The organism is Dyadobacter sp. LHD-138, from assembly GCF_030929615.1.
Lineage (GTDB): Bacteria > Bacteroidota > Bacteroidia > Cytophagales > Spirosomataceae > Dyadobacter.
This window is the reverse complement of the sequence record NZ_JAVFVU010000031.1, coordinates 19,860-44,307: the sequence shown is the minus strand read 5'-3', so window position 1 is coordinate 44,307 and position 24,448 is coordinate 19,860. Positions and strand designations below refer to the sequence as shown.

Genomic DNA, 24,448 nt, shown 5'->3' with positions numbered 1-24,448 from the left:
GATCTTAAGATTAACCCAAAAATCGTTGAATTAGTTTGCCTTTCCTAGCGCGGATTACCGGATGGCGAAAAATTGTGACAATTAATTATGGCTTTCTGATACTCTCAATATCATTCTGTGTTTTCCCGATTCTTGCCAGGATAATTCCATACTTTTCGTAAAACACTTTCTCTACCGGAAAATCTTTCAAACGGTGTTTTCTTGCAAAAACAATTTCACCGGCAAGGGGTTCGCGTTCTTCGGCGTACAGGCCGGAATAAAAATGAAAACTGGGATTATAGTGATTGAATACTAGCACATTTTTATGCCCAAGTTTTTTAGCGGTCAGCGCGGCTTCTTTTACGGGCTCCTGAAGCAAGGCGCCCAACCGCGGCATCCATAAAACATTGATCGTAATTAAAATGACAAACCCCGTAATCCCCATGCGCCATTGATTGTCCCAGTCTTTTTTTACCCAGGTTATCACCAGGATAACGAGCATTATCGCCATATAAGCAGTGTAATAGAGATCAAACTCAGCAGAAACACCTTGCAGGACATCCAGCGTATAGGCGTCGTCTATTTTTGGTATGATCTGCGGGATTAGAAAAGGAATGATGGTCAATATGGTCAGCAAAATAAAAGCAGGCCAGACAATAGGCAAACGGTTATTGCCGGACGCATACCAGCCTCCCAGCACACACAAAGGCGAATAACCGTAAATAATGTAATGATGAAGTTTCGTACCGGAAAGGGAAAAGAGAACAAAGACAAACAGAAACCAGATCAACAGAAAAGAAAGCCATTTTTTCGACCAGATATAGCCGATTTTGCTAAAAGATTTGAGAACAACAGCCGTAAAAGGAAGCAGTCCCAACAAAAGAACGGGTACAAAATATAGTATTCCGCCATAATGTCCTTCGAAAGCGGTTTGAAAACGGTTGACGTTATGATTGAGAAAAAAACCGCTGATGAAGGCCTCCCCGCTCTGCTGGTATTCCAGCATATACCAGGGCGCTGCAATCAGTATAAAAAGCAAAATTCCAACGGGGCTGAACAAACGAAGAATGGCTTTCCAAGACTTCCATTTGACCAGATAAATCATAAAAACGGCTCCCGGAATTAATACGGCAATGGGTCCTTTGGCAAGAAAACCAATTCCGGTAAAAACATAAAAGGCCCAGATGTATTTTCGATTGTAGTGATGGATGATTTCAAACAATGAAAACATGGCGCCGGTTAATGCCATATTCAGGAGCCCGTCGGCGAGCGCTGCCTTACCCACGATGGTAATCTGCAAGGACGAGGTGGCCATCAGTGTTGCAAAAAAAGCCGCTTTTTCGCCGAGTTTCTTATGAGTGAAAAGATAAATCAATAACATCCAGGCGACGGAAGCCAGGCAGGAGGGGAGGCGCATGGCAAACTCGTTCCAACCGAATAACTGTGCACTACCATATTGAAGCCAGTTGGTCAGGGGAGGTTTGTCGAACCGCTGTTCCTGGTTTACAAATGTGGAAATGAAATCTCCGCGTACTGCCATTTCCCGGGTTCCTTCTGCAAAAAAGCCTTCGTCTTCGTCAAACAACGGCGCATTGCCAATACCCCACAGAAAGCCGAAGAATACGAATACACCAAGAAAGATTTTTCGACCTGTTTCAGTTAAAAGCATTAATCAGTGTGTTGATGCCGTGATGTTGGTATGAAAACTTATACTAAAACAACTTCGTGAGTCCGCCATTAAGCCGTGGATTGGACTGTGTTTCCCAATATTGATTCATGTAAAAATAAATGAGCACGGATATCGGAATGCCTACAAAAGCCGCCACATACACATCGCCAAGGAAATGGGCCAAAAGATACATGCGCGAATAAGCAACCAATAACGGCGGGATCAGCAACAAAGGTTTCAGCGCGGAAGACTTGCATTCCAGCGCGAGAACGGTAAAAAGTGCAAAGGCAGAAGTGGTATGACCCGAAGGAAAACTGTTGAAATGATGCAGTTTAACACCATCGACCTGATGCAGGAGTGGCAGTATTTCAGCAAGAATCTTGGGTGGCCGATAGATTTCAGTAAAAATCATTGACTTCAAAAATTGAACAAAAATGCCCGAAACCGCATAGCTAAGGAATATTTTTACGGCCAACCGGTAAGAAAAAAGGGTAGCTATTAACCCGGAAACTAAAATGAAAGCGCCATCACCAACGTAGGTGAAATTCCTGAAAAAAATGTCTGCCAGAGATGTCCAGTGTTTGTTGACGAACAGGATCAGAAAATTCTGGGAAAACAGGATCTGAAGAAAGCCAAGTATTGCCCATATAACAAAAAAAGGCAGAAAGTAGGACCTGTGACGCAGACAAAAGAATTTCATGAGGTTGTGAATATATCTTTGGATGTTTTGAATACAATACCTTTTTCCTGCGCTTCACTGAAAATCGGATCGGCCAGATGCCCCCATCCCGTTACATCAGACATACAGTCTGTCAGTACCTTAACTTTGGGAATCAGGGCGGGAGCATAAACCAGGATTTGTTTGATACTGGTAGCCACACAATGTGACCGCGCCTCACCGACAATGATGATCTCGTCAAATGCTTCCAGCTCGGAAATCAGATTCTGATCCAGCTCAGTTTCTTCATCCCCAGGAATGGGAACCTGTGCGCGGAATATTCCAAAATGCTCAGTGAATGGGTTTGTGCCTTTTATGATTGCTTTATAGTCCGTACCGGTACGATGCGTCCAGGCAAGTATGGCATCCAGGATGGTGTCGTCCAGTGCCGCGCCACGTGAGCCAACCAGGCAATGTTCCGGCCAGATGAAATGTTTAAATTCACCTTCATTTTCCAGTTTTTCCAGATAGGATAAAACATATTCCTTCTCATAACGGGGAGTCCATTTTCCGGCTTTTACTGCCTGTGACGTAATTAAAGTAAAAGGAGCGACTGTATTTCCGTTAGGATCTTCCCAGAATAAAGGGTGTGCAATATCCAGTACCCGGTGTGTGTCAAGCGTTACAAAAATCTGATTGATATGCCCTCCATAATTGGCAATAAGCTGTGCTATTCTTTCAACATCATTTTCTGCACCAGGAACATACAATGTGCCTTTCGGATTGCAGAAATCAAACTGCGTATCAATGATTAGTAATGCTGTTGTTTTGCCGTTCATTGGACAAATTGCTTTTCGGGTGACAAGAAATATAAAAAAAGGGACTAGTCTGTTATCTCAGGATTAACATTTAAAAACCGGGTTTATTCCCATTCTTCAGGGACATTGAACTGCCTGGCGTACATTTTGGAACACAGCTGATGCACCAGTGCCAGCATCTGGTTTGTGTCCTTTTTGTAATCCACCCGGTAATCATCTTGAAGCTTATTCAGTGCGTTCATGATCGTAAGGGCCTTTTTAGCGATGTATAAGGCACATTTATCTGATCGTGAAGAATATACGCGAAGCTTGTCTGCATATTGGTTCAAAAAGGTATTAAGCAGAAAAATATTTAATTCCAGTCCGCCCAGCTTGTCTTTGGTTACTTTTACATGATAAGCAATGTCACCGCTCAAACTTCTCAGGTCCATCATAATCCACCCAGGCGTATCCTGCGTATGTTTGGATAATCTGAGGACCCGGGCCATAATCGATTCCCGTCTTTCTGTAATGGTTGATGATTCTTCAATCAGTTCAAAATAGAGTTTGTCAGTGAGTGTAGTGTCCTTTGTGATAAGACGGATTAACAACTTATCCTTTTCTTTCTGCGGCATTTGGATGATTGCCTTTTTCAATTGATCTTCTATCGGCATTGGAATTTACTGTTAATGGCTCAAATTTTTAAAGGGGGAATACGTAGTCGGTTTTTGACAAGTATAATCAAACTAGTTTATAGGTGGCGATATTTTTTATGAGGTTTTAAAGATAGTACGTTGAATTTCAGAAAATAAACTAAAATTTGTTCTCGCTGATACAGAGGAAGAAAAGAGATCATTTTAATAAGTTACAAGTTTAAAAGTATGGAAAAAATGTAATAGGCTCGTAACTTGCGTCGTTTTTGTAATTCAAATTTTCGATACACAATATGATTTCAGTGGCCATGTGCACTTACAACGGGGCAATATTTTTGCCGGAGCAGTTGGAGAGCATTGCCAATCAGATAGTCCCTGTTGATGAACTGGTTGTGTGTGACGATGGGTCAACGGATGACACCATTCAGGTTTTAAGATCGTTTTCTGAAAAATTACCTTTCCCGGTTTTCATTCATCAGAATGAAAAGAACCTGGGCTCTACCAAGAATTTTGAAAAGTGCCTTTCACTTTGTCGTGGAGATATAATCTTTTTTTCTGATCAGGATGATGCCTGGCGGGAAGATAAAGTCAAAAAGCAAATCGCCTATTTTGAGGCGCATCCGGAAATCGATGCCGTTTTCTCTGACGCCATGATTATGGATGACGACTCAAAACCGACCGGCCATACGATCTGGGAGGAGATTGAGTTTAATGAAGCGGCCCAGAATAAATGGATGCATGGGGAATCCCATGAAATTCTGTTTAAAGGATTTGTCGTGACGGGCGCTACGCTTGCCATCAGGAAATCTGCTTTGCCGGCGTTGATGCCTTTTCCAACACATATTCCTGATTTTATTCATGATGCTTATATCGCCATGATTTTAAGCCTTCAGGAAAAGATCGAATTTATCAATGAGCCGCTTGTTTCATACCGGATTCACGCGAGTCAGCAGGTTGGTTTCGGAGCGAAGGTTGAATATGTACGATTCAGGGACCGGTTTTCAAGGGACAGGGATGAAAAACTGATTCCATTACAGGAGAAGGCCGATAAGCTTGAGGAACTTTATTTGTTGCTGTTGCAGGTTCCGCTTTATCCAAAAGATAAGCTACGGAAATTGCGTGCGGCGAAGAACCATTTCAGTAAAAGGGCAAATCTTCCCAAGAACCGGGTGAGACGGTTTGTTCCCGTGGTGACGGATATGATCAACGGAAAATATAGTTTTAGCAGTAAAGACTGGTGGTTACCGGTCTTTGGTGATCTGTTTGAGTAATTAATCGCACGAACCAGTGAAATCAGCGCATCAGGATCTTTCAGTTGCTGTCGTTATTCCCGTTTATAAGTTGGTATTGACCGAGCCGGAAAAATTGTCTTTACGGCAATGCATGAAGGTTTTATCCAGCTATCCGGTGAAAATAGTCAAGCCTGATAGCCTTGATTTTCCTGAATTGAGAGAGGAATTTCCTTCCATCGAGTTTATTTCTTTTGACGACGCTTATTTTAACGGAATCGATGCGTACAACCGTTTGATGGTCTGGGAAGGATTTTATAAATCTTTTTCAGATTATGAATATATCCTGATCTATCAGCTGGATGCCTACGTTTTCCGTGATGAACTTACGGAATGGTGTCGCAAAGGATTTGACTACATAGGTGCTCCCTCTCTGCACCGGGAAGAATATGATAAGTTGCCCGCAGCGTCCAGAGACACTTTTGCCAACGCACTTTCCAGCAACCGATTTGTGCTGAACGGAGGGTTATCACTTCGCCGGATCCCGGCTTTTCTGCGTTATCTGAAAATTTACAATTTATTTTATCCGGCCTGGCTGGGAAATGAGGATATGTTGTTTTCTCAGGAGGCAACGAGGCTGATTCCAATGAAATTGTTTCTGAAACTGCCGACCTGGCAGGAGGCGTTACAGTTCTCTTTTGAGAAAAGTCCGGCCGCTACGTTTGAGATCACAGGCAGGAAACTGCCTTTTGCCTGTCATGCCTGGGAGCGTTATGACCCCGGTTTCTGGGCTTCTTTTATCCCTTTTAAATAGCGGAGAAAGCGGTTTAACAATTTTTAACAAACTATCCCCTGTGCTCCGGTGTTTTTGAAGTTAATTCGTAAAAATTAACAATGAATAACCATGACTTATAAATCGCTTTTGACCTTTATTTGCGCGATTGTGCTTTCACTTACTGCTACTTTCGGGCAAATAACTGAAAACCCGGCCGTGGAGGAACAATCGGCGGATTATGTAAAAATCAAGCGCGTTGAGCTGACGGATCAGTATACGATCATTTACATGCAGTTTGTTGAAGTGGAAATGCCAGGAAACAGACAACTGGATCCGTTTTTTAGAAGAATGCCTGGACAGAGACCGGGAATGACATCATCTACAATTGGGCTGGATCCTGAAACACGCTTGTATAAGCCGGGAGATATTAACACAAAATTTAAGCTGATCAAGGCAAAGGACATCCCCACAGAAATGAGAAAGGAAGTTAACGCTGGAGATACGGTTAATTTCGTCGCTTATTTTGAAAGACTTTCACCAGGTATTGAGGTTTTTGATTTTTATGAAGGACGTCCAAAAAGTAAAACGGAAACGACCTGGAACTTCTACGGAGTTAAGGTTAAAAACCCTTTGAAGAAAAATTCCAAAGCAGTAGCGAAGACCATTCCCCAGAAAGAAAAGCCCAAACCGTCCGTAGCAGAAGTCAAACCGGCTGAGAAAACCGAAGAAAAGCCGTCTCCGGTGGTCGTGGAGGAGGAATTTGCCATGATCAAAGGGACTGTTTACGATGCTAAAACAAAAAGCCAGATTCCTGCCCAGATCACGTATGTAGAAAAGGGCGATTCTCTGCAGTTCAAATCTTCTTCCGGAAATTACCGGATCGGTATTGATCCCAAGTCGACTTATGAATTTCGTATTTTGGCGAAGGGATATTATGGGACTAATTTTAGTCTGGCTCCTGCCGATTCATCCGCAAAAGGATCCTTCACGAAAGATATTTACCTGACGCCATTGGCTGTCGGAGAAACGATTTCGTTGCCGAATATCTATTTTGAAACATCGAAATTTACCCTCCTGACTGAATCTTTTGCCGAGCTTGACAGGCTGGCGGAAATGATGAAGGAAAACCCGGATATCCGGATCAGGGTGGAAGGACACACGGATAACGTGGGTGATTTTGACAAAAACCTGGAATTATCTGAAAACAGGGCCAGGTCCGTTAAAACCTATTTAATCAACAAAGGAATCGATGCGCAGCGTATAGAGGCAAAAGGATTTGGGGCTACAAAACCGCTTGCGAAAAATGGATCGGAGGCAGAAAGGAAGAAAAACCGACGGGTGGAATTTGTAATTACCCAGATATAAAACTGCGGGTAAAGAATGGAAAAAAGGGTTATCCGTAACAGATAACCCTTTTTCGTTTTGATTATCTCGCTTTGATAATGTTGATAAACTCGCGGGATTTCAACGAAGCACCTCCTACAAGGCCTCCATCGATATCAGGAGATGCAAAAAGTTCATCGGCGCTGGCCGCTGTAACGCTTCCTCCGTAAAGGATCGAAATTTCCTCAGCCACTTCGCTTCCGTACTTAGCTGCGATGTGTGCACGCAATGCTGCGTGCATGTCCTGAGCCTGTTCTGCACTGGCAGTCAGGCCTGTGCCGATCGCCCAGATTGGTTCGTAGGCGATAACCACAGAAAGCAACTGCTCAGCAGAAAGGTGGAAAAGACTTTCCGTGATCTGATTTTTTACAAATCCGATATAATCTTCATTTTGTCTTTGTTCCAAAGATTCTCCACAGCAGAAAATCGGCGAAACACCGTTTTCAAGGGCAATGTTAACCTTTGCAGCAAGTAATTCATTCGATTCAGCGAAATACTGACGACGTTCGCTGTGTCCGATCAATACATATCCAACACCGATGGATTGAAGCATAGCTGCTGAAATCTCACCTGTGAACGCTCCCGATGCTTTATCTGAACAGTTCTGAGCAGCGATTGCAAAGTTCGGTGCAGTCTCGATATATTTTTTAAGAGTCGTCAGATAGATGGCAGGAGGACAAAGAATCACTTTTACGTCTCCTTTTACTTCATCATTTGCTATATTAACAAGCTCAGATGCCAAAGCAACTGCTTCATCTGCAAGCTTATTCATCTTCCAATTACCGGCAACTATTTTTTTTCGCATAATTAATTTTATTGTGTTAAATCTTCATTTTGCGCTACAAACTTACCATTATTTCCTCATTTCCGGTATTCTATTCTCTCTTAAAAATATATTCAGCACAATGATGAAATACGAAGATTTTTTTGTGTTTATTATAGAATAATAAGCTATTTTTACATAAGAGACCGATTTTGGTAAAATGAATACTTGTGCCCACATAAAGGGCGTAAATCATTCGTAATGAGACCGTTTAATTTATGAAAATAAAATAGATATCAAGGTTAAAAAGAAAGGAGGCCACGATGAAAACTTTTATCTGGTTATTGTTAATCAGCACACTTTTTATTTCTGAAGCCGCTAGAGCGGCATCCGTGGATGGCACTGACAATGCGGACGAAAAATATGGCTATTTTTTGGACAAAAACCATAAGACAGCACGTATTCCTTTTGAACTTCACTCCAATCTCATTTTAGTTTACGCGCGTATCAATGACGTCGATTCATTACGCTTCATTCTGGATACGGGTGTAAGTTCCATCATTATTACCGATCCGAATATTTTACGGCCCGATAAGTTAAGGCTGACCCGCAAGATCAATCTTTCAGGTGCGGGCGAGGGAAAATCGATCGCAGCACATGTCGCTATTGATAACCGGTTTGCAATGGGGCGTCTCAGAGCGAATCATCAAAATATTGTCGTGATAGAACAGGATTTTCTGCGTTTGTCGGAATATGTTGGTGTGCCCGTTCACGGGATTTTTGGTTATGATATATTCAACAATTTCGTTGTTACAATCGACTTTTCCAGAAGAGAGCTATTGCTGACACAAAACGGAAATTATAAATACAAGCCAAGCAAAGGCGACAAACATCCAATCATTATCGAAGACACGAAACCGTTTACCGATGCCGTAACGTTGTTTGCCGACGGCAGGGAAAAACCGATCCGTGTACTGATCGATACGGGTGCCGGTCACGCTTTGCTGCTGAATAACACACCGAAAGAAACGTATCGTCTGCCTGAAAAAGTGATCCGGGCGCAGCTGGGCAGAGGATTGAATGGCGTTATCAATGGGAATCTGGCCCGTGTGGACAAAATGAAGCTGGGGCGTTTTGAGCTTGATAACATTGTTGCCTCTTTCCCTGACAGTGCCGGGTTCAGTGCCAAGATGGGCGCCAATGTCGAGCGTCAGGGAAATATTGGTTGCGAGCTGCTGAGGAGATTCAAAGTCACGATGAATTATCACGAGGGCTATATGGTTTTGAAGCCGGTCAGGAGCCGCTTGAGGGAGAAATTTGAACATGATATGAGTGGTATGGAAATCCGTGCCGAGGGCAGCGATTTGCATTCCTATTTTATCAATCATGTGCAGGAAAAATCACCAGCCTCACTTGCAGGACTGCTGGAGGGAGATCAGCTCTTGTTTATTGATGATCACGCAGCGGCTGAGTTGAATGTAAGCGAGATTTATAAGCTCATGCAGCGCGGCGATGGCAGGAATATAGACTTGCTTGTGAAGCGGAATGGTAATATTTTCTTTACCAGGATTACGCTGCGAAGAATGATTTGAGTATTTTTAAAGCCACAACTTAATCAATGGCTTTATTTTGGAACGTTTAAAATTGACCGAGGACGGATCACATTCCTTATTCAATTCTCAATACAATCAGCATTATCATTCTGTGTCTGGCGCGCTTAAAGAGTCCAGACACATTTATATGAATCTTGGATTAATTCCTTTTCTTGAAACTTCGCAGGAACCTTTACATGTCTTTGAAATGGGTTTTGGGACGGGATTAAATGCCTTTCTTACCTGGCAGGCTGCCAAACATTACAGCAAGCAGATTTATTATACCGGTGTGGAAGCCTTTCCCGTTGCATTGGAAGAGGCTTCGAAACTGAACTATGAAACGGTGACTTCCGAAAGCGGATTGATGCAACTGCATGAGGCTGAATGGGGCGTGACGCACCAGATGTCAGAATATTTCCGGTTCAGAAAAGAACACCTGACCTTACAGGAATTTGCTGCGGACGAGCTTTTCGATGTAATTTACTACGATGCCTTTGATCCCAAAGCACAGCCTGAACTTTGGACAGAAGAAATACTTTCCAAAATAGCGGCCCAAACGAGGCCTGGCGGCGTATTAGTAACATATTCATCCAAAGGAATTGTAAAAAGAGCGCTGGCTGCCGTGGGATTTTCAGTGGAAAAACACAAAGGGCCGGGGAAAAAATGGCACGTGCTTCGGGCAGTAAAAATCTAGCGATAATTCCGGCCGGTTTTGCATTTGCTTTTGCCAGCGTACCGTTATTAGATACATTTGTTTAATTGTTGAAAAGATTTTGTTCAAATTACCAGTATGGGATACCAGAATATTATTAGTCAGGAACTTCGGGAAGCACAAACTGTTCTCGATGCATTTTTAAGTGATCCGATTCAGATAGAAAAAATTGAAAAAGCGGCGTCTTTGATGGCGGAAGCGATTTTAAGCAATAATAAAATTATTTCGTGCGGAAACGGTGGCTCGCACTGCGATGCCATGCATTTTGCAGAGGAACTAACCGGGCGTTATCGTAACAATCGCCGTGCATTGCCTGCAATCGCTATTTCTGATGTCAGTCATCTGAGCTGCGTGAGCAATGATTTTGGTTTTGAATATGTATTTTCAAGATTTGTAGAGGGGCTTGGCCAGTCAGGGGATGTACTTTTGGGGCTGAGCACCAGTGGCAATTCCGCGAATATTATTCGGGCCGTGGAAGCGGCAAAGGCTAAAGGAATGAAGGTGGTAATTCTGTCTGGTAAAGATGGCGGGCAACTGGCCGGTTTAGCCGATGTAGAAATCCGTGTTCCCCATTTCGGTTACGCAGACCGTATTCAGGAAATACACATCAAAGTGATACATATATTTATGCTTCTGATCGAAAAAATGGTGATTGGGGAATAACTTATCGGGAAAGTTATTATTTTGCCGGTGCACGAAGCCCAATCACACATGAAAGTACGTCCGGCAGTTATCATCATTCAGGAAGGAACCGTTTTAACCATGCGTTATCAGTATGGCCAAAAGGAAGTGTATGCACTCCCGGGAGGAAACCCGGATCCGGACGAATGCTTGCCGGAAGCATTGCGAAGAGAGCTGATGGAAGAGCTGGGCATAAAGATTGAAATCGGCGAAATGGCACTTTGTGGCGAGGTTTTGTGGAGCGAAATGAAAAAGGAGACACTTCATGTGGTTTTCAATGCGAAAATCGGGGAGGGGGTGCCGGTGTTAAATCCTGCTGAAACGACCGCGCTGGAAGTGGTATGGCTTCCTTTTTCTGAACTCGAAAAACGGCTGATGTATCCCAATGTGGGCAAGGATATTCAAAAATATCTGAGCGGTCGTCTGAAGTCTTCATACATAGGCGTTATTGATCAGCCTTATGCAAAATAGGTGGTTCGAACAGGCAATTCCAAGCACCTAATAAAATTCCAAAAATAGCTTCCACCGATTTTATTCTGAAAAGTCGGATTAAATTATAGAGCATAGTTGCACTATAGAAGGTTTTTTAATGCAATTTCCATTATACTTTTAGAACGGGCTTCACAAAAACAGAAACAAACCGTACTTTTGCGGTTTAACGAGTTTCAAGGATAAATGGACAACGAGAGGAAGGAGCGATTATCACAGTTTTTAAGAAGAAACTCTGAGGGCCAAACACTATCACAAGGACGATCAATTTTCAGTAGCGGAGGCTATAGCGTTGTGAAGTTGGATTACAATGGAGGAGGTTATGCCGAATTCAAAGTAAAAAGTGATTACTCGGTCCGTGATTATGTGATTACAATTCAGGATTTTCTTACCCCGAATATAAGTACTTCCTGTACGTGCACCCATGACTATGGCGGCCTTTGCAAGCATCGGATTGCGATGACGTTGTATGTTCTGGATAAAATGCCGGCCTATGTGAAGCCTACGGCCCACGAAATGGCAGATACCCTGGTGATATTGCCTTCTCTGAAGGATCCGTATCTCGAAGATCTTGTGCAGCGTGAACACTGGAATAACCGCAACCAAATCTCCAAAGTAGATATCATTGCTACACGTGACGGATTTGCTGATTGTAAGGTGAATCTCAAAGACCAGGAGTTTTCAGTACAATTTACCAAAATACCCAATTCAAATCAGATACAAACTGCCTGTACGTGTAATCAGACACTGTATGTGCCGCTCTGTGAGCATAAACTGAGTGCGCTGCTGAAACTACGCGATCAGTTTGGCGAGCGTGCGTTTGAAATGATGCGTGACTGGACGGAGGATAAGCAGAACCTTCTTGCCGAATACGGCTATAACCTGGAAGACAACCTGGAAGGAAAGTTTGATTTCAAAATTGATGCAAGCGGTGCTTTGCAGTTGATCAGACAGGATAAGGGGATTCAAAAAGTGGGTGTGTATCAAAACTGGCAGCAGTTGCGGGACAAGGTTATTCCTGATTTATTACCGACTTATCAGGTTACCGATAACGATTCACATTCAGGTGATGAACGTCTTTCGTTGTATGTTTTCTGGCCACGCGGTTTTGACAGCTTACTGGATGTTGGTTTTGGTATTTTTTCTGCAAAAAGCAGCGCTAAAACACAAAAATATACGCATATCCGTAGCATTGCCGGTGGATCCGGTACGGCTTATTTACCTGAGGAAATTCCGGTATTGACCGCAGGCGATTCCAGATTGGTGAGAATTGCACGTCAGTTCAGTCCGGAGGGACTTCAGAAATATATGAAGGGCCGTGGCCAGGCCATTGGTCATTTAAGTGACGAGTCCTCGGATTATCAAAGTGAAGCACATAAATGGGTGGGACGTCAGATCGTTCGGATTTTCAAGGATTTGAGCGGTGAGCGACTGTTCATTACTGAAAACGATTATGTGACGAATCAAAACCAGCTTCAGGAAGTAAAACTCCATCCAACCCCTGCAAAGTTATTTTTTGTACTGACCGAGGATCAGGAATTCATAAGCCTGAATCCCTATGTGGAGATCGAAAAAGGGCGGCCGGTTGATTTGAAATTGGTAGCAGGCACTTTTGAGAGCTTTTGGCTGGGAATTCATAAGAGCGAAATACTTTTCCGTTGGGAAAGTATCAATGATGCTGAAATGGTTGATTATCTGCGCCAGAACGGATATAAAATCCGGGTGCGGAAGGATCATGCAGAAAGTTTCATGAAGGAGTGGGTAATGCCGGTTACGGAACATTTCGAGGTTATTTTCCAGACACGTCACGAGTTGGCAACGAGCTCGATGAAGTATGTGAAAGGCAGAATATATCTGAAAGAAGATGAAGCCAATCTGCTGATTGTACCGACCTATGTTTATGAGGGAGATGCGGAAGCGGAGGAAACGGAACTGATTCACGACAATCAAAGAACGAAAGCAGGCTTTGAAGACAACAAGATCCAGCTGCTTGAACGCGACATAACCGCTGAAAAGGCACATTGGGAGTGGGTCAAATCCCTTCATCCTGAATTTGCACAGCAGCCAGATCAGCCGTTTTTCTTTATTCCTTTCGAGGAGGTAATGAAAGAAGGATGGTTATTCCATTTCGTTGATACGGTTGAGGAAAAGGAAGTGCAGCTTTTAGGTTTTAAAGACCTGAAAAAAATGCGGATTAACCCCAACCGCGGAAAAGTACAGATCAGGGCTTCGTCCGGAATTGACTGGTTTGATATGCAAATCGAGATCAGTTTTGGAGATCAGCAGGTAACGCTGGCGGATGCGAAAAAAGCGTTATTGAAAAAGCAGAATTATGTTGAGCTTAAAGACGGCTCAATGGGCATTTTGCCTGAGGAGTGGATCCAGAAACTTGAACCGCTGCTGAAATTCGGCCGGGTGGATGGTGACGAAGTTCATTTGTCTAAATTTCACTTTTCGTTGATTGAGGAGCTTGCTTCTCAAATTGACAACGAAGAAGTTTTGCAGGAACTTTGGGAGAAAAAACAAAAGCTCCTGAATTTTAAAGAAATACCAAGTGTACCGCTTCCTGAAAATATCAATGCGAGGCTGCGTCAGTATCAGGAAGAAGGATATAAATGGCTGAATTTTCTTGAAGAATTTGGCTGGGGAGGATGTTTGGCTGATGACATGGGTTTAGGTAAAACTTTACAGATGCTGACATTCCTGCAACATCAGAAAAACAAAAACCCTGAGTCTACGAATTTGGTCGTAGTGCCTACTACGCTGATTTTCAACTGGCAGGCAGAGTCGGCCAAGTTCACGCCGGATCTGAAACTGTATGTACACAGGGGTATGGACCGTCGGAAGGATCTTGAGTTTTTTGAAGAATATGATATTATCCTGACAACCTATGGCACCATGAGAAGTGACGTGGAGTTGTTAAAGAAAATACAGTTTAATTATATTGTACTGGATGAATCGCAGGCGATCAAAAATCCGGATTCGTTGACTGCAAAGGCATCGAGATTACTCAGATCGAACAATCGTCTGGCCATGACGGGTACACCAGTTGAGAATAATACCTTCGATTTATACTCTCAGTTTGAGTTTTTAAATCCGGGGTTATTGGGTCATGCCGACTTTTTCCGTGCAGAATATGCCAACCCGATTGACAAGTTTCAGGACAAGGTGAAGTCCGAGGAATTACGCCGTCTGGTATATCCTTTTATGTTGAAACGTACGAAGGAGGAGGTTGCAACGGATCTGCCGGACAAAACAGAAACGATTCTGTATTGTGAAATGGGCAAGAAGCAACGGAAGGTTTATGAAACAATTCGTGAGAAGTACCGACTGCAAATTGCGGAGAAACTGGCAACGGATGGCTTAAACAAAAGCAACTTCCTTATTTTTGAAGCATTGCTTAAACTGCGTCAGATCTGTGATTCGCCTTTGTTGCTTTCGGATGATGTGGATTATGGAAATGAGTCTGCTAAGTTGGAAGAGATTACCCGTGAAATAGAGGAAAATGCGTCCAACCATAAAATATTAATATTTAGCCAGTTCCTTGGCATGCTTGACCTGATACGGCAGCATTTGGAGAAGGTTAACATTCCTTACGAGTATCTGGATGGTCAGACGGTCGATCGTGCAGGACGTGTAAACCGCTTCCAGAATGACCAGAATTGCCGCGTTTTCTTAATGAGTCTGAAAGCAGGTGGTGTCGGCCTTAACCTGACTGAGGCGGATTATGTATACCTGATGGATCCCTGGTGGAATCCGGCGGTGGAACGTCAGGCTATTGACAGAACGCACCGGATCGGGCAGACGCGCAAGGTGTTCGCCTATAAAATGATCTGTAAGGATACCATTGAAGAAAAGATATTATTGCTTCAGGAACGTAAGCAGGAATTGGCCGAAGACCTGGTAGGCGGAGAGGCTGGTTTTATCAAAAAACTAAGCCAGGATGATATCATGGCATTATTTAGCTAAAAAAATGGGTTGTACGAATTATTTCGTACAACCCATTTTTCTATAATTTATTCAACTACGGCTGTAAACTCAATTTCAACAAGATAGTCCGGAGAGACCAGTTTGCTGATTTCATAAATACCCGTTGTTGGTTTTACTTCTCCAAAAAAAGCACCGTGTGCTCTGGCGATATCATCGAATTTCGTGATGTCGGTTGTAAAGATTCTCGTACGCACGACGTCTTTTAGCGAAACGCCTGCTTCTTCCAGCACTTTTGCAATTCTTTCAATGATGTTATTGGTTTGCGCATAGGCATCATCGGCTTTCACGATTTCTCCGTCCACAATAGCAACGGTTCCTGAAACTTCTACAATGTTACCGATGCGTACGGCGCGGCAGTAACCCATTTTGTCCTCCCACGGTGAGCCCGTAAGAATATTTTGTCTTGGCATGTTAAGGAAAATTTAAATTTTTGTGGCGTAAAGATATTCTGTTATGGATTAAATCAGTAGCATTCTGTAAAATGAATTGGGGTAGATTTATTGGTAGTATGACGACATAGTCGTCTCCTGTTTATAGCAATTGCTGGGAAACTTGCAGGTCCCGGCTCCAAGGAGTCTCCTTGAAATAATCAGGGAACTCTACGGAGTTAGGATCTGGCATAAGACATATTTATCTATAAACAGGGGGCTCCCCTGGAGCCGCTCAGGTCCTGACCTATCGTAACCCGTTTTTTTTCAAATATTCAATCAAAGCCTCCGGATGATCCGTTTGCAAACCCTGCACACCTTTTTTTAATGCAGCAGCCCATGAGTCGGGACCTTCCTTTGGATCCTGAACATCCAGCCACACAGAAATATTTCTGGAATGAAGAAACTCTTTTATTGCGGGGTTGACTACATTATCCACAACGTCAATTTTGACTTCGTTTAAAAATGCCGTTAACTGGTCCTGACTTTTCACTTCATCGGGTACACTCGTCATCAAAGGCATTTTTGGCGCAATGGTTTTCCACTGCGGATATTGTTCTTTCTTATTGATGTAAACCACAATTTGTTTCTCCATGCCGGCTTCCTGAATTTGTTTCCAGGTTTGCGCTACGTCAGCATCTTTGAAATCGAGATAAATATTGATCTTGTTCTTACACAATTTCAAAACCTCATGAAACTCAGGAATGTGGTGCGTCTTATGGTTGTGGTTATAAACCTGAAGTTTTTTGATTTCCGCCAGGGTATGCTCATTTACTTTACCTTTTCCATTGGTAGCCCGGTCAACGGTACCGTCGTGGTGGATGATCAGCTGACCATCTTTGGTTGTCCGTAAATCAACTTCCACATAATCAACACCAAATTTAATTGCCTCATGGATAGAAGCTAAGGTGTTTTCCGGAACGTTTGTATGGTTTCCGCGATGGGCAATGACAATCAGCTTATGTTTACTTGCGGGCAATTCGTTTGGCGGGGTCTGGCTGACAGCCTTTATCGAAAAACAGCTAAGAAGCCCAAGTGTCAACAGGATATTAGACTTGAAAAAAGACATTGCAGTACTGGTTTATGGATTAAATAAAGGCTGTTAAGCCCCGGAACAATACTTAATTTTGAATAATAAAGGCTACTGATGTGGACCTATGAAAAAAGGCCTGTGAATTGAAGAGAAAGAAATCTCCGTTTTCACAGACCTTTTTATTGAGCCATTAATCCGAAAGCCGAGAACCGACCGCCGAGAAACGCTAAACTATTTCGAAGCTCGACAATTTTACAAACTCCTGAACACGCGCATTGATTTCTTCCTGGGTAAGGTTAACCATACGTTCTGTACCAAATTTCTCAACACAGAAAGAGGCCATAGCCGAACCGTAAATAATGGCACGTTTCATGTTTTCAAACGAGATATCATCTGTTTTGGCAAGATATCCAATGAATCCGCCTGCGAAACAGTCACCTGCTCCGGTTGGGTCAAAAACTACTTCCAAAGGCAAGGCCGGAGCGAAGAAAATTCTGTCACCCTGGAATAACAACGCACCATGCTCACCTTTTTTGATGATCAAAGTTTTAGGTCCCATCGCCATGATCGTAGCAGCAGCTTTGCGTAAAGAATAATCGCCGGAGAGCTGGCGCGCTTCTTCGTCGTTGATTGTCAATACGTCAACCAGTTTCAAAACATCTTTCAAATCGTCCAGCGCGATGTTCATCCAAAGATTCATCGTATCCAGCATGATCAGTTTTGGACGTTTTGCCATACGCTCGATAACCGTTTTCTGCGTCGCGGGCACTGTATTTCCAAGCATCAGATACTCTGTAGTCTGGTAGGATTCAGGGATAACCGGATCAAAATCCGCCATTACATTCAGCTGTGTTTCCAGCGTATCACGCGTGTTCATATCTTCGTGGTATTTCCCTGACCAGAAGAAAGTTTTACCGTCCTGAATTGTTTTTAAACCTTCAGTATTCACTCCGTGTTTTGCAAGCAGGTCAACCATTTCCTTCGGGAAATCACCGCCGACAACGGCTACCAAATTATTTTTTTTGGTAAAGTATGAAGCGGTCAAAGTGATATATGTTGCCGCACCGCCAATGATTTTATCGGTTTTTCCGAAAGGTGTTTCAAGGGCATCAAAGGCCACAGAGCCAACTGTTAATAAACTCATAAGGTAGTATAGTATTGATTTTAAGTATGTTTCGATTTTTGATTTAAGGACAAAAACGCTGCGAAGATACTAAAAACAGCCGAATAGCATATTTAAAGGATTGCATAATGCTAATCAGTTGGCGGTCAATCCTGAGTTATTTGCTATTTTTGTCAGGCAACGTGAAATGTAGTGTGAAAGACTTCTTAATCAGTTTGAGTTAAATCAATTATTTTGTCATCAAATTAGCGCACTGATCATGGAGTCAATTACCGAAGCCAGGAGACATATCGACAATGCAAAAGGGTTTCTCAGGAACAATGCCAACAAAGAGGACGGGTTACCAGGTTTTACACCTGGATATGGGTTATGAAGGTTCGCCAAGCGCCGATTTAGCGAAATTCGGAGTAGAAAAAGCAGAGAAAATAATTAGCTGGGTTGAAAACAGACTTTTGAAACCTGAAAGATAAGTTACTAAAATAGACTATAAGAAAGTAAAATATTCATGACTGATAAAACGTACCAGCCACTCAAAATATTCAATACGCTTACCCGTAAAAAGGATTTGTTTGAACCTCTTGCTGCGCCTTATGTAGGCATGTATGTCTGCGGACCGACGGTTTATAACAATGTTCACCTTGGAAACATCCGTACTTTTTTATCTTTTGATATTCTTTATCGCTACCTGACACACATCGGTTACAAAGTTCGTTATGTGCGGAACATTACCGACGTTGGGCATTTGGTTGGTGACGGCGATGAAGGGGAGGATAAAATCGGGAAAATGGCGAAGCTGCAACAGCTGGAGCCCATGGAAATTGTGCAGCGTTATACCAACGATTTTCACGACGTTTCGGCTGAATTTAATTTGCGTCCGCCAAGCATCGAGCCAACGGCGACAGGCCATTTGATTGAGCAAATCGAGGCGGTTACTGCTTTGATCAACAAGGGGGCGGCTTATGAATCCAATGGTTCTGTTTATTTTGATATTACAAAATACAACGACGCCGGAAATGAGTATGGAAAACTTTCAGGAAGGATTTTAGAAGATCTTCTGAACGAGACGCGTGCGCTGGACGGACAATCTGAAAAACGGAATCCGCTCGATTTTGCGCTTTGGAAAAAAGCAAGTCCTGAGCATATCATGCAGTGGGATTCTCCTTGGGGAATGGGATTTCCCGGCTGGCATTTGGAGTGTACTTGTATGAGTGCCAAATATTTAGGTAAACAGTTTGATATTCACGGCGGCGGAATGGATTTGAAATTTCCGCACCACGAATGTGAAATCGCGCAGGGAAAAGCGCTTACAAATGTGGAGCCTGTACGCTACTGGATGCATACGAATATGCTGACAGTGAACGGACAAAAAATGTCGAAATCGCTGAATAACTCGTTTCTGCCAAGTCAGCTTTTCTCGGGCGACCATGAATTGCTGGATCAGGCTTACAGTCCGATGACGGTTCGCTTTTTTATGCTGCAAAGTCAATACCGCAGCACGCTTGATTTTTCTAATGAAGCACTAAAAGCCGCTCAAAAAGGATACAAACGTTTGGCTAACGGTATGCGACTGGCCAAAATGTTGAAATATACGGATGAAGAGGTAGCCCGTGATGAGAAAAAAATAGAAGATATTGAAAAATCAATTCAGGGCTTTTATGATGCCATGAATGATGATCTGAATACGGCCGTAGCGGTTGCTAACCTTTTTAACATGCTCAAATATGTGAATATGCTGAACATGAATCAGGTTAAATCGGCTGCTCTGGGTGAGTCAACTTTTACATCACTACTCGAAAACTTTATCATTTTCATCGAAAATGTACTAGGTCTGAAAGAAGAACTGAGCGAAGGACATGCGGTTTTGGATGGTATGCTGAATTTATACCGCGAATACAAAACGGTGCAGAACTATGAGAAAGTGGATGAAATCAGGACTTATTTCAAATTGCAGGGACTGGTGATCCGGGATAGCAAGCTTCGTGTGGATTGGGCTTATGAAGAGTAACAGTGTGATGAGAATGAAGTCGTTAATGATTATTTTTTCTGGATGTTTTTTGACCGGCCTGGTATTTCTATATGGTTGTAAGTCAAAAACGAGTTCAGAACAAAGCAGCGAGCAAGTGGAAAAACTTGTCGCCAGTCCGGAGTTTAATGCGGATTCTGCTTTTCAGTTCGTAAAAAGACAAGTTGAATTTGGCGCACGGGTTCCCAACACGTCTGCACATAAGGCATGCGGGGATTACCTGGTTGCCACATTTAAAAAATATGGATTAGAGGTAACAGAACAGCCATTTACGCCTACGACTTACGACGGCAAAAAGCTGAATGCCAGAAATATTATTGCGAGTTTTAATCCCAAAGCATCCACAAGAATTCTGCTAAGCGCGCACTGGGACTCACGGCCTTTTTCTGATCAGGATGCTGTCGACAAGACGAAGCCTGTTCTCGCTGCCAATGACGGAGCGAGTGGTGTGGGTGTCTTGCTGGAAATTGCACGGGTGCTTTCTTCCACGGATAAAAAGCTAAATCTTGGTGTTGATATTATTCTTTTCGATGCGGAAGATTGGGGTAATTCTGATAAAGCTACTGATAAGTTTAGTGGATTTTGTCTGGGCTCTCAGTATTGGGCGGCCAATAAACATGTCCCGAATTATACGGCTTATTTTGGTGTGCTACTGGATATGGTAGGCGCAAAGGGTGCTACTTTCCCAAAAGAGGGATATTCGGTTAGTTTAGCAGACGGGATTGTACGAAAGGTTTGGGGCGTTGCCAGTCAGTTGGGATATAGTAATTTTTTCCTGGATAAGGCCGGTCCTTCGATTACTGACGACCATTTGCCGGTTAATGAAACGGCAAAAATTCCGATGATCGATATCATTCACATGAAGCAAAATGACCCTGAACATACTTTTTTTGATCAGTGGCACACGGCACACGATACGTTGGAAAACATTGATCCAAAAACTTTGAAGGCAGTCGGGCAGACACTGATGCAGGTTTTGTATCAGGAAGACGAGCCTGCGATTTAGGTTTAGAGAAGTTTGCTATTTCGGTGCGGTGCACCTTATCCAGTAGGATCGATTTTTACCACTTCTACAAATATTTTGGTGCTCTGCACCTTAAGACGATTGGCAGAGCTTCAAAATATTTATGGTAACCGGTCATGATAATCGGTGAGGCAGGTGCATAGCACCGCAATCATTGTAGCAAAGCGATAGAGCTACTCTTTGGCGTAGGTGCCGCGCACCGTAATAACCTATAAAAGATCCTGATTAAATTTTCTTTACCAGAATCGTTATATCCGAATTCCTTCCCTTATCATCACTACAAGAAATCTTGACACGTCCAACGGGCGGGCTAATAAATACCGCTTCATGCGGTGAAGAACGTTTGACAAGTTTGTCGTTCACATACCAGAAAACCTCCTGGACATCAATCCCGGTTTGGCAGCTTAACTGGATCTGTTGCGGTTCGTTGGTTTGAATAAAATATTCGCTTCCGTCATTAGGGCTGACAATCAGCGGAGACCCTTCGTGAAAAACCCGCTCACAGGAAGGATTATGCGCCGGAAGTTTTTGGTAAGGGATTTTAGTGGACTCATAATAGGCGATCAATTCAGGTGCCAGGTTGGGATACGTTTTCCGGATATAACCTTTTTCTGGAAGGCAATAGGTACAATAAGAAATTTTGCCTTTCGGATCGGTGAAAATCCACTTAAGGTGCTGGCACCTGTGATAGGGTGAAACGCCTATGATGTAATAATCCGTGATCTGATGGGCGCAGAAGTCTCCGGGGATATCTCCGCTTGCTGCACAGATCTTTCTTAAAGCTACATTGGCGGGCATTTGATACCAGCCTTTTGGTGAATTATAATCCAGAGTATTAAAGATGGAAAACAGCAAAGGCGTTGCCGTATTGGCGCCGCTTAACTCGGGAACACCTTCACCAGAAAAATTACCAACCCAGACACCCACGGTATACCGCCGGTTATAACCGATACTCCATGCATCCCGTTTGCCATAAGAAGTCCCCGTTTTCCAGGCTATTCTTGGCAGGTGATAGGTGTTATCAAAATTTGTTGGTAAATCCGGCCTGGTGACCTGGGTCAAAATATTGTTCAACAAAAAAGTCGCTTCTTTGGAAACAAGCGCTTCGCCCTTTTTGGGAGAAACCATTTCCGAAGTATACCGTAAAGGTTTTAGGTCTCCTTCATTGGAGAAGGCTGCAAAAAGCCGGGTTAGCTCTTCCAGGGTCACACCGCAACCGCCTAAGATCATGGACAAACCCAGATCTTTTGCCTGCTTTCGGATCGTTTGAAAATTGGCTTTTTTAAGTTTATCAATCAAAACGGGTGTGCTTACTTCTTTTAAAATTTTAACTGCCGGTATGTTGAGGGAATTGGCCAGGGCAAATTCAGTTGTAACCTGACCGTTAAAATGCTGGTCGAAATTTTCGGGTTCATAGCCGCTGAAATTGCTTGGAACGTCATTCAGGATGGTTTTTGGCGTGATGATTCCTTTGTCAAAAGCGGTTGCATACAGCAACGGTTTCAAAGTACTGCCGGGAGAGCGAATGGCCCGGATTCCATCGACCTGCCCGCCATCAAACGGATTGTTAAAATCGGCAGAACCAACATAAGCCTCAACGGCCATGGTTTCGTTGTTGATAACCATAACGGCTGCATTATGAATATTCATGGTTTGCAGCCGGTTGACGTAGTTTTTAACCTGTTCTTCGATCTGATGCTGGACCTGCACTTTTATATTGGACCGGATCACGGGTTGATCCGGAAATTCCTGTTTAAGCCGTAAGGCGAGATGTGGAGCCTGTTTCGGTGCAATGAGCCTTTTCACAACCAACGGCTCATTCATCGCGTCACGGATGGTGTTTTTGTCAAAGAGATTATCTTCTTCAAAACGGGTTAACCAAAGGTTTCGGGCGCGTGTGAGTGCTTCGTTTCTTGTCCCCGGACGTAAGCTCGATGGGCGGTTGGGGACAATAGTCAATGCAGTAATTTCAGCCAAACTAAGCAATTGAGGAGGTTTCCCAAAGTAGAGGAGGGAAGCAGCCTTGATCCCCTCGATATTACCCCCGTAAGGAACAAGGTTAAGGTATAGCTGTAAAATTTCCTCTTTTGAATAGTGTAATTCCAGCTGAATGGCCCTGAACGACTCGATAAATTTGTTCAGATAGGTTCTTTTTTCAGGCTCTAAAAGCCTGACAACCTGCATGGTAATGGTAGAGGCTCCGGATGTTCTTCTTCCCATAAAAATATTTCTTCCGGCAGCCCGCAGCATGGCGAAAGGATTAATACCCGGATGGTAATAGAAATATTGATCTTCCTTGTGGATCAGCGCCTTTTGCAAAAGAGGCGTGATTTCGGAGATATTGGTATAGAGCCGCCATTTGTCATCCTTGCTCAAAAAAGCATGTAAAAGGGTTCCGTCCTGGGCTGTGATCTGGGTTGCGTATTGGACTTTTGGTTTGAAAGGAAAAATAAAATCAATCAGAAAAAATGGTATCATGAAGCAGCCGAGTAACAGGGTTGCTTTTTTTAAAAAGGATTTGTTGAAGGGTTTTGATGACAGCAATTTGATTTTTAATGATTTAAAAAAGGTATTTCAAATATCAATGTAATTTCTCAAAAAATCGGGTTTTACCCCATCTTTCGTAGGAAGAGAATTCCGGTCACGAGACGTTCCGATGGAACGGTTGGCCATCATGCCTCCATGCTTTCTACCCACGAAATGTACCTCTGGTACATGTATCCGATTATTTGTTTATCAATGGTAACTTCATATTTCTTGCGCTTCTATTTTCCGGAATCTTATTTTTTATGCCATAGGCATACTTGGTAGGCAGAAAAATTAAATCAACCAAGCCGCGAGACGTTCCGATGGAACGCTTGCCCTAAATCCATCCATGCTCTCTACCCACGAAATGTACCTCTGGTACATGTATCCGACCATTTGTTTATCAATGGTAATTTCATATTTCTTGCGCTTCTATTTTCCGGAATCTTATTTTTTATGCCATAGGCATATTTGGTAGGCAGAAAAATTAAATCAACCAAGCCGCGAGACGTTCCGATGGAACGCTTGCCCTAAATCCATCCATGCTTTCTACCCACGAAATGTACCTCTGGTACATGGATCGGACCATTTGTTTATCAATAGTAATTTCATATTTCTTGCGCTTCTATTTTCCGGAACCTTATTTTTTATGCCATAGGCATATTTGGTGGGTAGAAAAATTAAATCAACCAAGCCGCGAGACGTTCCGATGGAACGCTTGCCCTAAATCCATCCATGCTTTCTACCCACGAAATGTACCTCTGGTACATGGATCGGACCATTTGTTTATCAATAGTAATTTCATATTTCTTGCGCTTCTATTTTCCGGAATCTTATTTTTTATGCCATAGGCATATTTGGTGGGTAGAAAAATTAAATCAACGGGCTTGTTTGGCGTTCCATCGGAACGCTTGGTGGGGA

20 protein-coding genes are annotated in these 24,448 nt (G+C 43.1%); 11 read left to right on the top strand and 9 right to left on the bottom strand.

Features of this window, described 5'->3' with window-relative positions; all coding sequences use genetic code 11:
- Window positions 1-85: 85 nt before the first annotated feature.
- The 4 genes from RB622_RS21510 to RB622_RS21495 all read right to left on the bottom strand — a co-directional run bounded on the left by RB622_RS21510 (window position 86) and on the right by RB622_RS21495 (window position 3,777).
- Window positions 86-1,648: a glycosyltransferase family 39 protein gene (locus tag RB622_RS21510; protein ID WP_308048733.1), complete on the bottom strand. Its 1,563-nt coding sequence runs from the start codon at window positions 1,646-1,648 to the stop codon at window positions 86-88.
- A 43-nt stretch (window positions 1,649-1,691) separates the two neighbouring features.
- On the bottom strand, window positions 1,692-2,348 hold the full coding sequence (locus RB622_RS21505) for a phosphatase PAP2 family protein (protein ID WP_308048732.1): 657 nt from the start codon (window positions 2,346-2,348) through the stop codon (window positions 1,692-1,694).
- On the bottom strand, window positions 2,345-3,145 hold the full coding sequence (locus RB622_RS21500; RefSeq protein ID WP_308048731.1) for a nicotinamidase: 801 nt from the start codon (window positions 3,143-3,145) through the stop codon (window positions 2,345-2,347). The genes RB622_RS21505 and RB622_RS21500 overlap by 4 nt, the downstream gene beginning before the upstream one ends.
- Before the next feature lie 83 nt (window positions 3,146-3,228).
- Window positions 3,229-3,777 (bottom strand): hypothetical protein, encoded by a 549-nt coding sequence (locus tag RB622_RS21495; protein ID WP_308048730.1) that lies wholly within the window; start codon window positions 3,775-3,777, stop codon window positions 3,229-3,231.
- A 272-nt stretch (window positions 3,778-4,049) separates the two neighbouring features.
- Here RB622_RS21495 and RB622_RS21490 point away from each other — a divergent pair, with 272 nt between their 5' ends.
- From RB622_RS21490 to RB622_RS21480, 3 genes are all read left to right on the top strand, one after another.
- Entirely contained in the window at window positions 4,050-5,027 is a 978-nt protein-coding gene (locus RB622_RS21490) for a glycosyltransferase family 2 protein (protein ID WP_308048729.1), read from the top strand.
- A 16-nt stretch (window positions 5,028-5,043) separates the two neighbouring features.
- A complete protein-coding gene (locus RB622_RS21485; RefSeq protein WP_308048728.1) occupies window positions 5,044-5,799 on the top strand; it encodes a DUF5672 family protein in 756 nt (251 codons plus the stop codon).
- Window positions 5,800-5,889: 90 nt separating this feature from the next.
- Entirely contained in the window at window positions 5,890-7,125 is a 1,236-nt protein-coding gene (locus tag RB622_RS21480) for an OmpA family protein (RefSeq protein ID WP_308048727.1), read from the top strand.
- 61 nt (window positions 7,126-7,186) lie between these two features.
- Here the strand turns inward: RB622_RS21480 and tpiA are convergent, their stop codons facing one another.
- Entirely contained in the window at window positions 7,187-7,948 is a 762-nt protein-coding gene (tpiA, locus tag RB622_RS21475; RefSeq protein WP_308048726.1) for a triose-phosphate isomerase, read from the bottom strand.
- Window positions 7,949-8,229: 281 nt separating this feature from the next.
- Here tpiA and RB622_RS21470 point away from each other — a divergent pair, with 281 nt between their 5' ends.
- The 5 genes from RB622_RS21470 (at window position 8,230) to RB622_RS21450 (ending at window position 15,349) form a co-directional block, all read left to right on the top strand.
- Window positions 8,230-9,498 (top strand): aspartyl protease family protein, encoded by a 1,269-nt coding sequence (locus RB622_RS21470; protein ID WP_308048725.1) that lies wholly within the window; start codon window positions 8,230-8,232, stop codon window positions 9,496-9,498.
- Window positions 9,499-9,535: 37 nt separating this feature from the next.
- Window positions 9,536-10,192 carry a tRNA (5-methylaminomethyl-2-thiouridine)(34)-methyltransferase MnmD gene (gene mnmD, locus RB622_RS21465; RefSeq protein ID WP_308048723.1) on the top strand — a complete coding sequence of 219 codons (657 nt, stop codon included), beginning with the start codon at window positions 9,536-9,538 and terminating at the stop codon, window positions 10,190-10,192.
- A gap of 96 nt (window positions 10,193-10,288) precedes the next feature.
- Window positions 10,289-10,873: a D-sedoheptulose 7-phosphate isomerase gene (lpcA, locus tag RB622_RS21460; protein ID WP_308048722.1), complete on the top strand. Its 585-nt coding sequence runs from the start codon at window positions 10,289-10,291 to the stop codon at window positions 10,871-10,873.
- Window positions 10,874-10,921: 48 nt separating this feature from the next.
- The gene (locus RB622_RS21455) at window positions 10,922-11,362 is read left to right on the top strand and encodes an NUDIX hydrolase (protein WP_308048721.1); all 441 of its coding nucleotides are present in this window, start codon (window positions 10,922-10,924) and stop codon (window positions 11,360-11,362) included.
- A gap of 312 nt (window positions 11,363-11,674) precedes the next feature.
- Entirely contained in the window at window positions 11,675-15,349 is a 3,675-nt protein-coding gene (locus RB622_RS21450) for a DEAD/DEAH box helicase (protein WP_308048720.1), read from the top strand.
- A 47-nt stretch (window positions 15,350-15,396) separates the two neighbouring features.
- Here RB622_RS21450 and RB622_RS21445 read toward each other — a convergent pair whose 3' ends face one another.
- The 3 genes from RB622_RS21445 to RB622_RS21435 all read right to left on the bottom strand — a co-directional run bounded on the left by RB622_RS21445 (window position 15,397) and on the right by RB622_RS21435 (window position 17,975).
- A complete protein-coding gene (locus RB622_RS21445) occupies window positions 15,397-15,780 on the bottom strand; it encodes a RidA family protein (protein ID WP_308048719.1) in 384 nt (127 codons plus the stop codon).
- 265 nt (window positions 15,781-16,045) lie between these two features.
- Window positions 16,046-16,867, bottom strand: coding sequence for a glycerophosphodiester phosphodiesterase family protein (locus RB622_RS21440; protein ID WP_308048718.1), 822 nt, complete (start codon window positions 16,865-16,867; stop codon window positions 16,046-16,048).
- Window positions 16,868-17,057: 190 nt separating this feature from the next.
- The gene (locus tag RB622_RS21435) at window positions 17,058-17,975 is read right to left on the bottom strand and encodes a PfkB family carbohydrate kinase (RefSeq protein ID WP_308048717.1); all 918 of its coding nucleotides are present in this window, start codon (window positions 17,973-17,975) and stop codon (window positions 17,058-17,060) included.
- Between the two features lie 275 nt (window positions 17,976-18,250).
- Between RB622_RS21435 and RB622_RS21430 the strand changes: the two genes are divergently transcribed.
- The 3 genes from RB622_RS21430 to RB622_RS21420 are packed head-to-tail and all read left to right on the top strand — an operon-like array spanning window position 18,251 to window position 20,983.
- On the top strand, window positions 18,251-18,424 hold the full coding sequence (locus RB622_RS21430) for a DUF5618 family protein (protein ID WP_308048716.1): 174 nt from the start codon (window positions 18,251-18,253) through the stop codon (window positions 18,422-18,424).
- Window positions 18,425-18,459: 35 nt separating this feature from the next.
- Window positions 18,460-19,959 carry a cysteine--tRNA ligase gene (cysS, locus tag RB622_RS21425; protein WP_308048715.1) on the top strand — a complete coding sequence of 500 codons (1,500 nt, stop codon included), beginning with the start codon at window positions 18,460-18,462 and terminating at the stop codon, window positions 19,957-19,959.
- 25 nt (window positions 19,960-19,984) lie between these two features.
- Window positions 19,985-20,983 (top strand): M28 family peptidase, encoded by a 999-nt coding sequence (locus RB622_RS21420; RefSeq protein WP_308048714.1) that lies wholly within the window; start codon window positions 19,985-19,987, stop codon window positions 20,981-20,983.
- 243 nt (window positions 20,984-21,226) lie between these two features.
- Here RB622_RS21420 and pbpC read toward each other — a convergent pair whose 3' ends face one another.
- Window positions 21,227-23,479, bottom strand: coding sequence for a penicillin-binding protein 1C (gene pbpC, locus RB622_RS21415; protein WP_308048713.1), 2,253 nt, complete (start codon window positions 23,477-23,479; stop codon window positions 21,227-21,229).
- Between the last annotated feature and the right edge of the window lie 969 nt (window positions 23,480-24,448).

Excerpts from the sequence above, each read along its gene's own strand:
- RB622_RS21470 (WP_308048725.1), top strand. The coding sequence starts at position 8,230 with ATGAAAACTTTTATCTGGTTATTGTTAATCAGCACACTTTTTATTTCT.
- RB622_RS21510 (WP_308048733.1), bottom strand. The coding sequence starts at position 1,648 with ATGCTTTTAACTGAAACAGGTCGAAAAATCTTTCTTGGTGTATTCGTA.
- RB622_RS21430 (WP_308048716.1), top strand. The coding sequence starts at position 18,251 with ATGCAAAAGGGTTTCTCAGGAACAATGCCAACAAAGAGGACGGGTTAC.
- RB622_RS21435 (WP_308048717.1), bottom strand. The coding sequence starts at position 17,975 with ATGAGTTTATTAACAGTTGGCTCTGTGGCCTTTGATGCCCTTGAAACA.
- lpcA (WP_308048722.1), top strand. The coding sequence starts at position 10,289 with ATGGGATACCAGAATATTATTAGTCAGGAACTTCGGGAAGCACAAACT.
- RB622_RS21490 (WP_308048729.1), top strand. The coding sequence starts at position 4,050 with ATGATTTCAGTGGCCATGTGCACTTACAACGGGGCAATATTTTTGCCG.
- RB622_RS21445 (WP_308048719.1), bottom strand. The coding sequence starts at position 15,780 with ATGCCAAGACAAAATATTCTTACGGGCTCACCGTGGGAGGACAAAATG.
- cysS (WP_308048715.1), top strand. The coding sequence starts at position 18,460 with ATGACTGATAAAACGTACCAGCCACTCAAAATATTCAATACGCTTACC.
- tpiA (WP_308048726.1), bottom strand. The coding sequence starts at position 7,948 with ATGCGAAAAAAAATAGTTGCCGGTAATTGGAAGATGAATAAGCTTGCA.
- RB622_RS21420 (WP_308048714.1), top strand. The coding sequence starts at position 19,985 with ATGATTATTTTTTCTGGATGTTTTTTGACCGGCCTGGTATTTCTATAT.
- RB622_RS21440 (WP_308048718.1), bottom strand. The coding sequence starts at position 16,867 with ATGTCTTTTTTCAAGTCTAATATCCTGTTGACACTTGGGCTTCTTAGC.
- RB622_RS21505 (WP_308048732.1), bottom strand. The coding sequence starts at position 2,348 with ATGAAATTCTTTTGTCTGCGTCACAGGTCCTACTTTCTGCCTTTTTTT.
- RB622_RS21500 (WP_308048731.1), bottom strand. The coding sequence starts at position 3,145 with ATGAACGGCAAAACAACAGCATTACTAATCATTGATACGCAGTTTGAT.
- RB622_RS21495 (WP_308048730.1), bottom strand. The coding sequence starts at position 3,777 with ATGCCGATAGAAGATCAATTGAAAAAGGCAATCATCCAAATGCCGCAG.
- RB622_RS21455 (WP_308048721.1), top strand. The coding sequence starts at position 10,922 with ATGAAAGTACGTCCGGCAGTTATCATCATTCAGGAAGGAACCGTTTTA.
- RB622_RS21480 (WP_308048727.1), top strand. The coding sequence starts at position 5,890 with ATGACTTATAAATCGCTTTTGACCTTTATTTGCGCGATTGTGCTTTCA.
- pbpC (WP_308048713.1), bottom strand. The coding sequence starts at position 23,479 with ATGATACCATTTTTTCTGATTGATTTTATTTTTCCTTTCAAACCAAAA.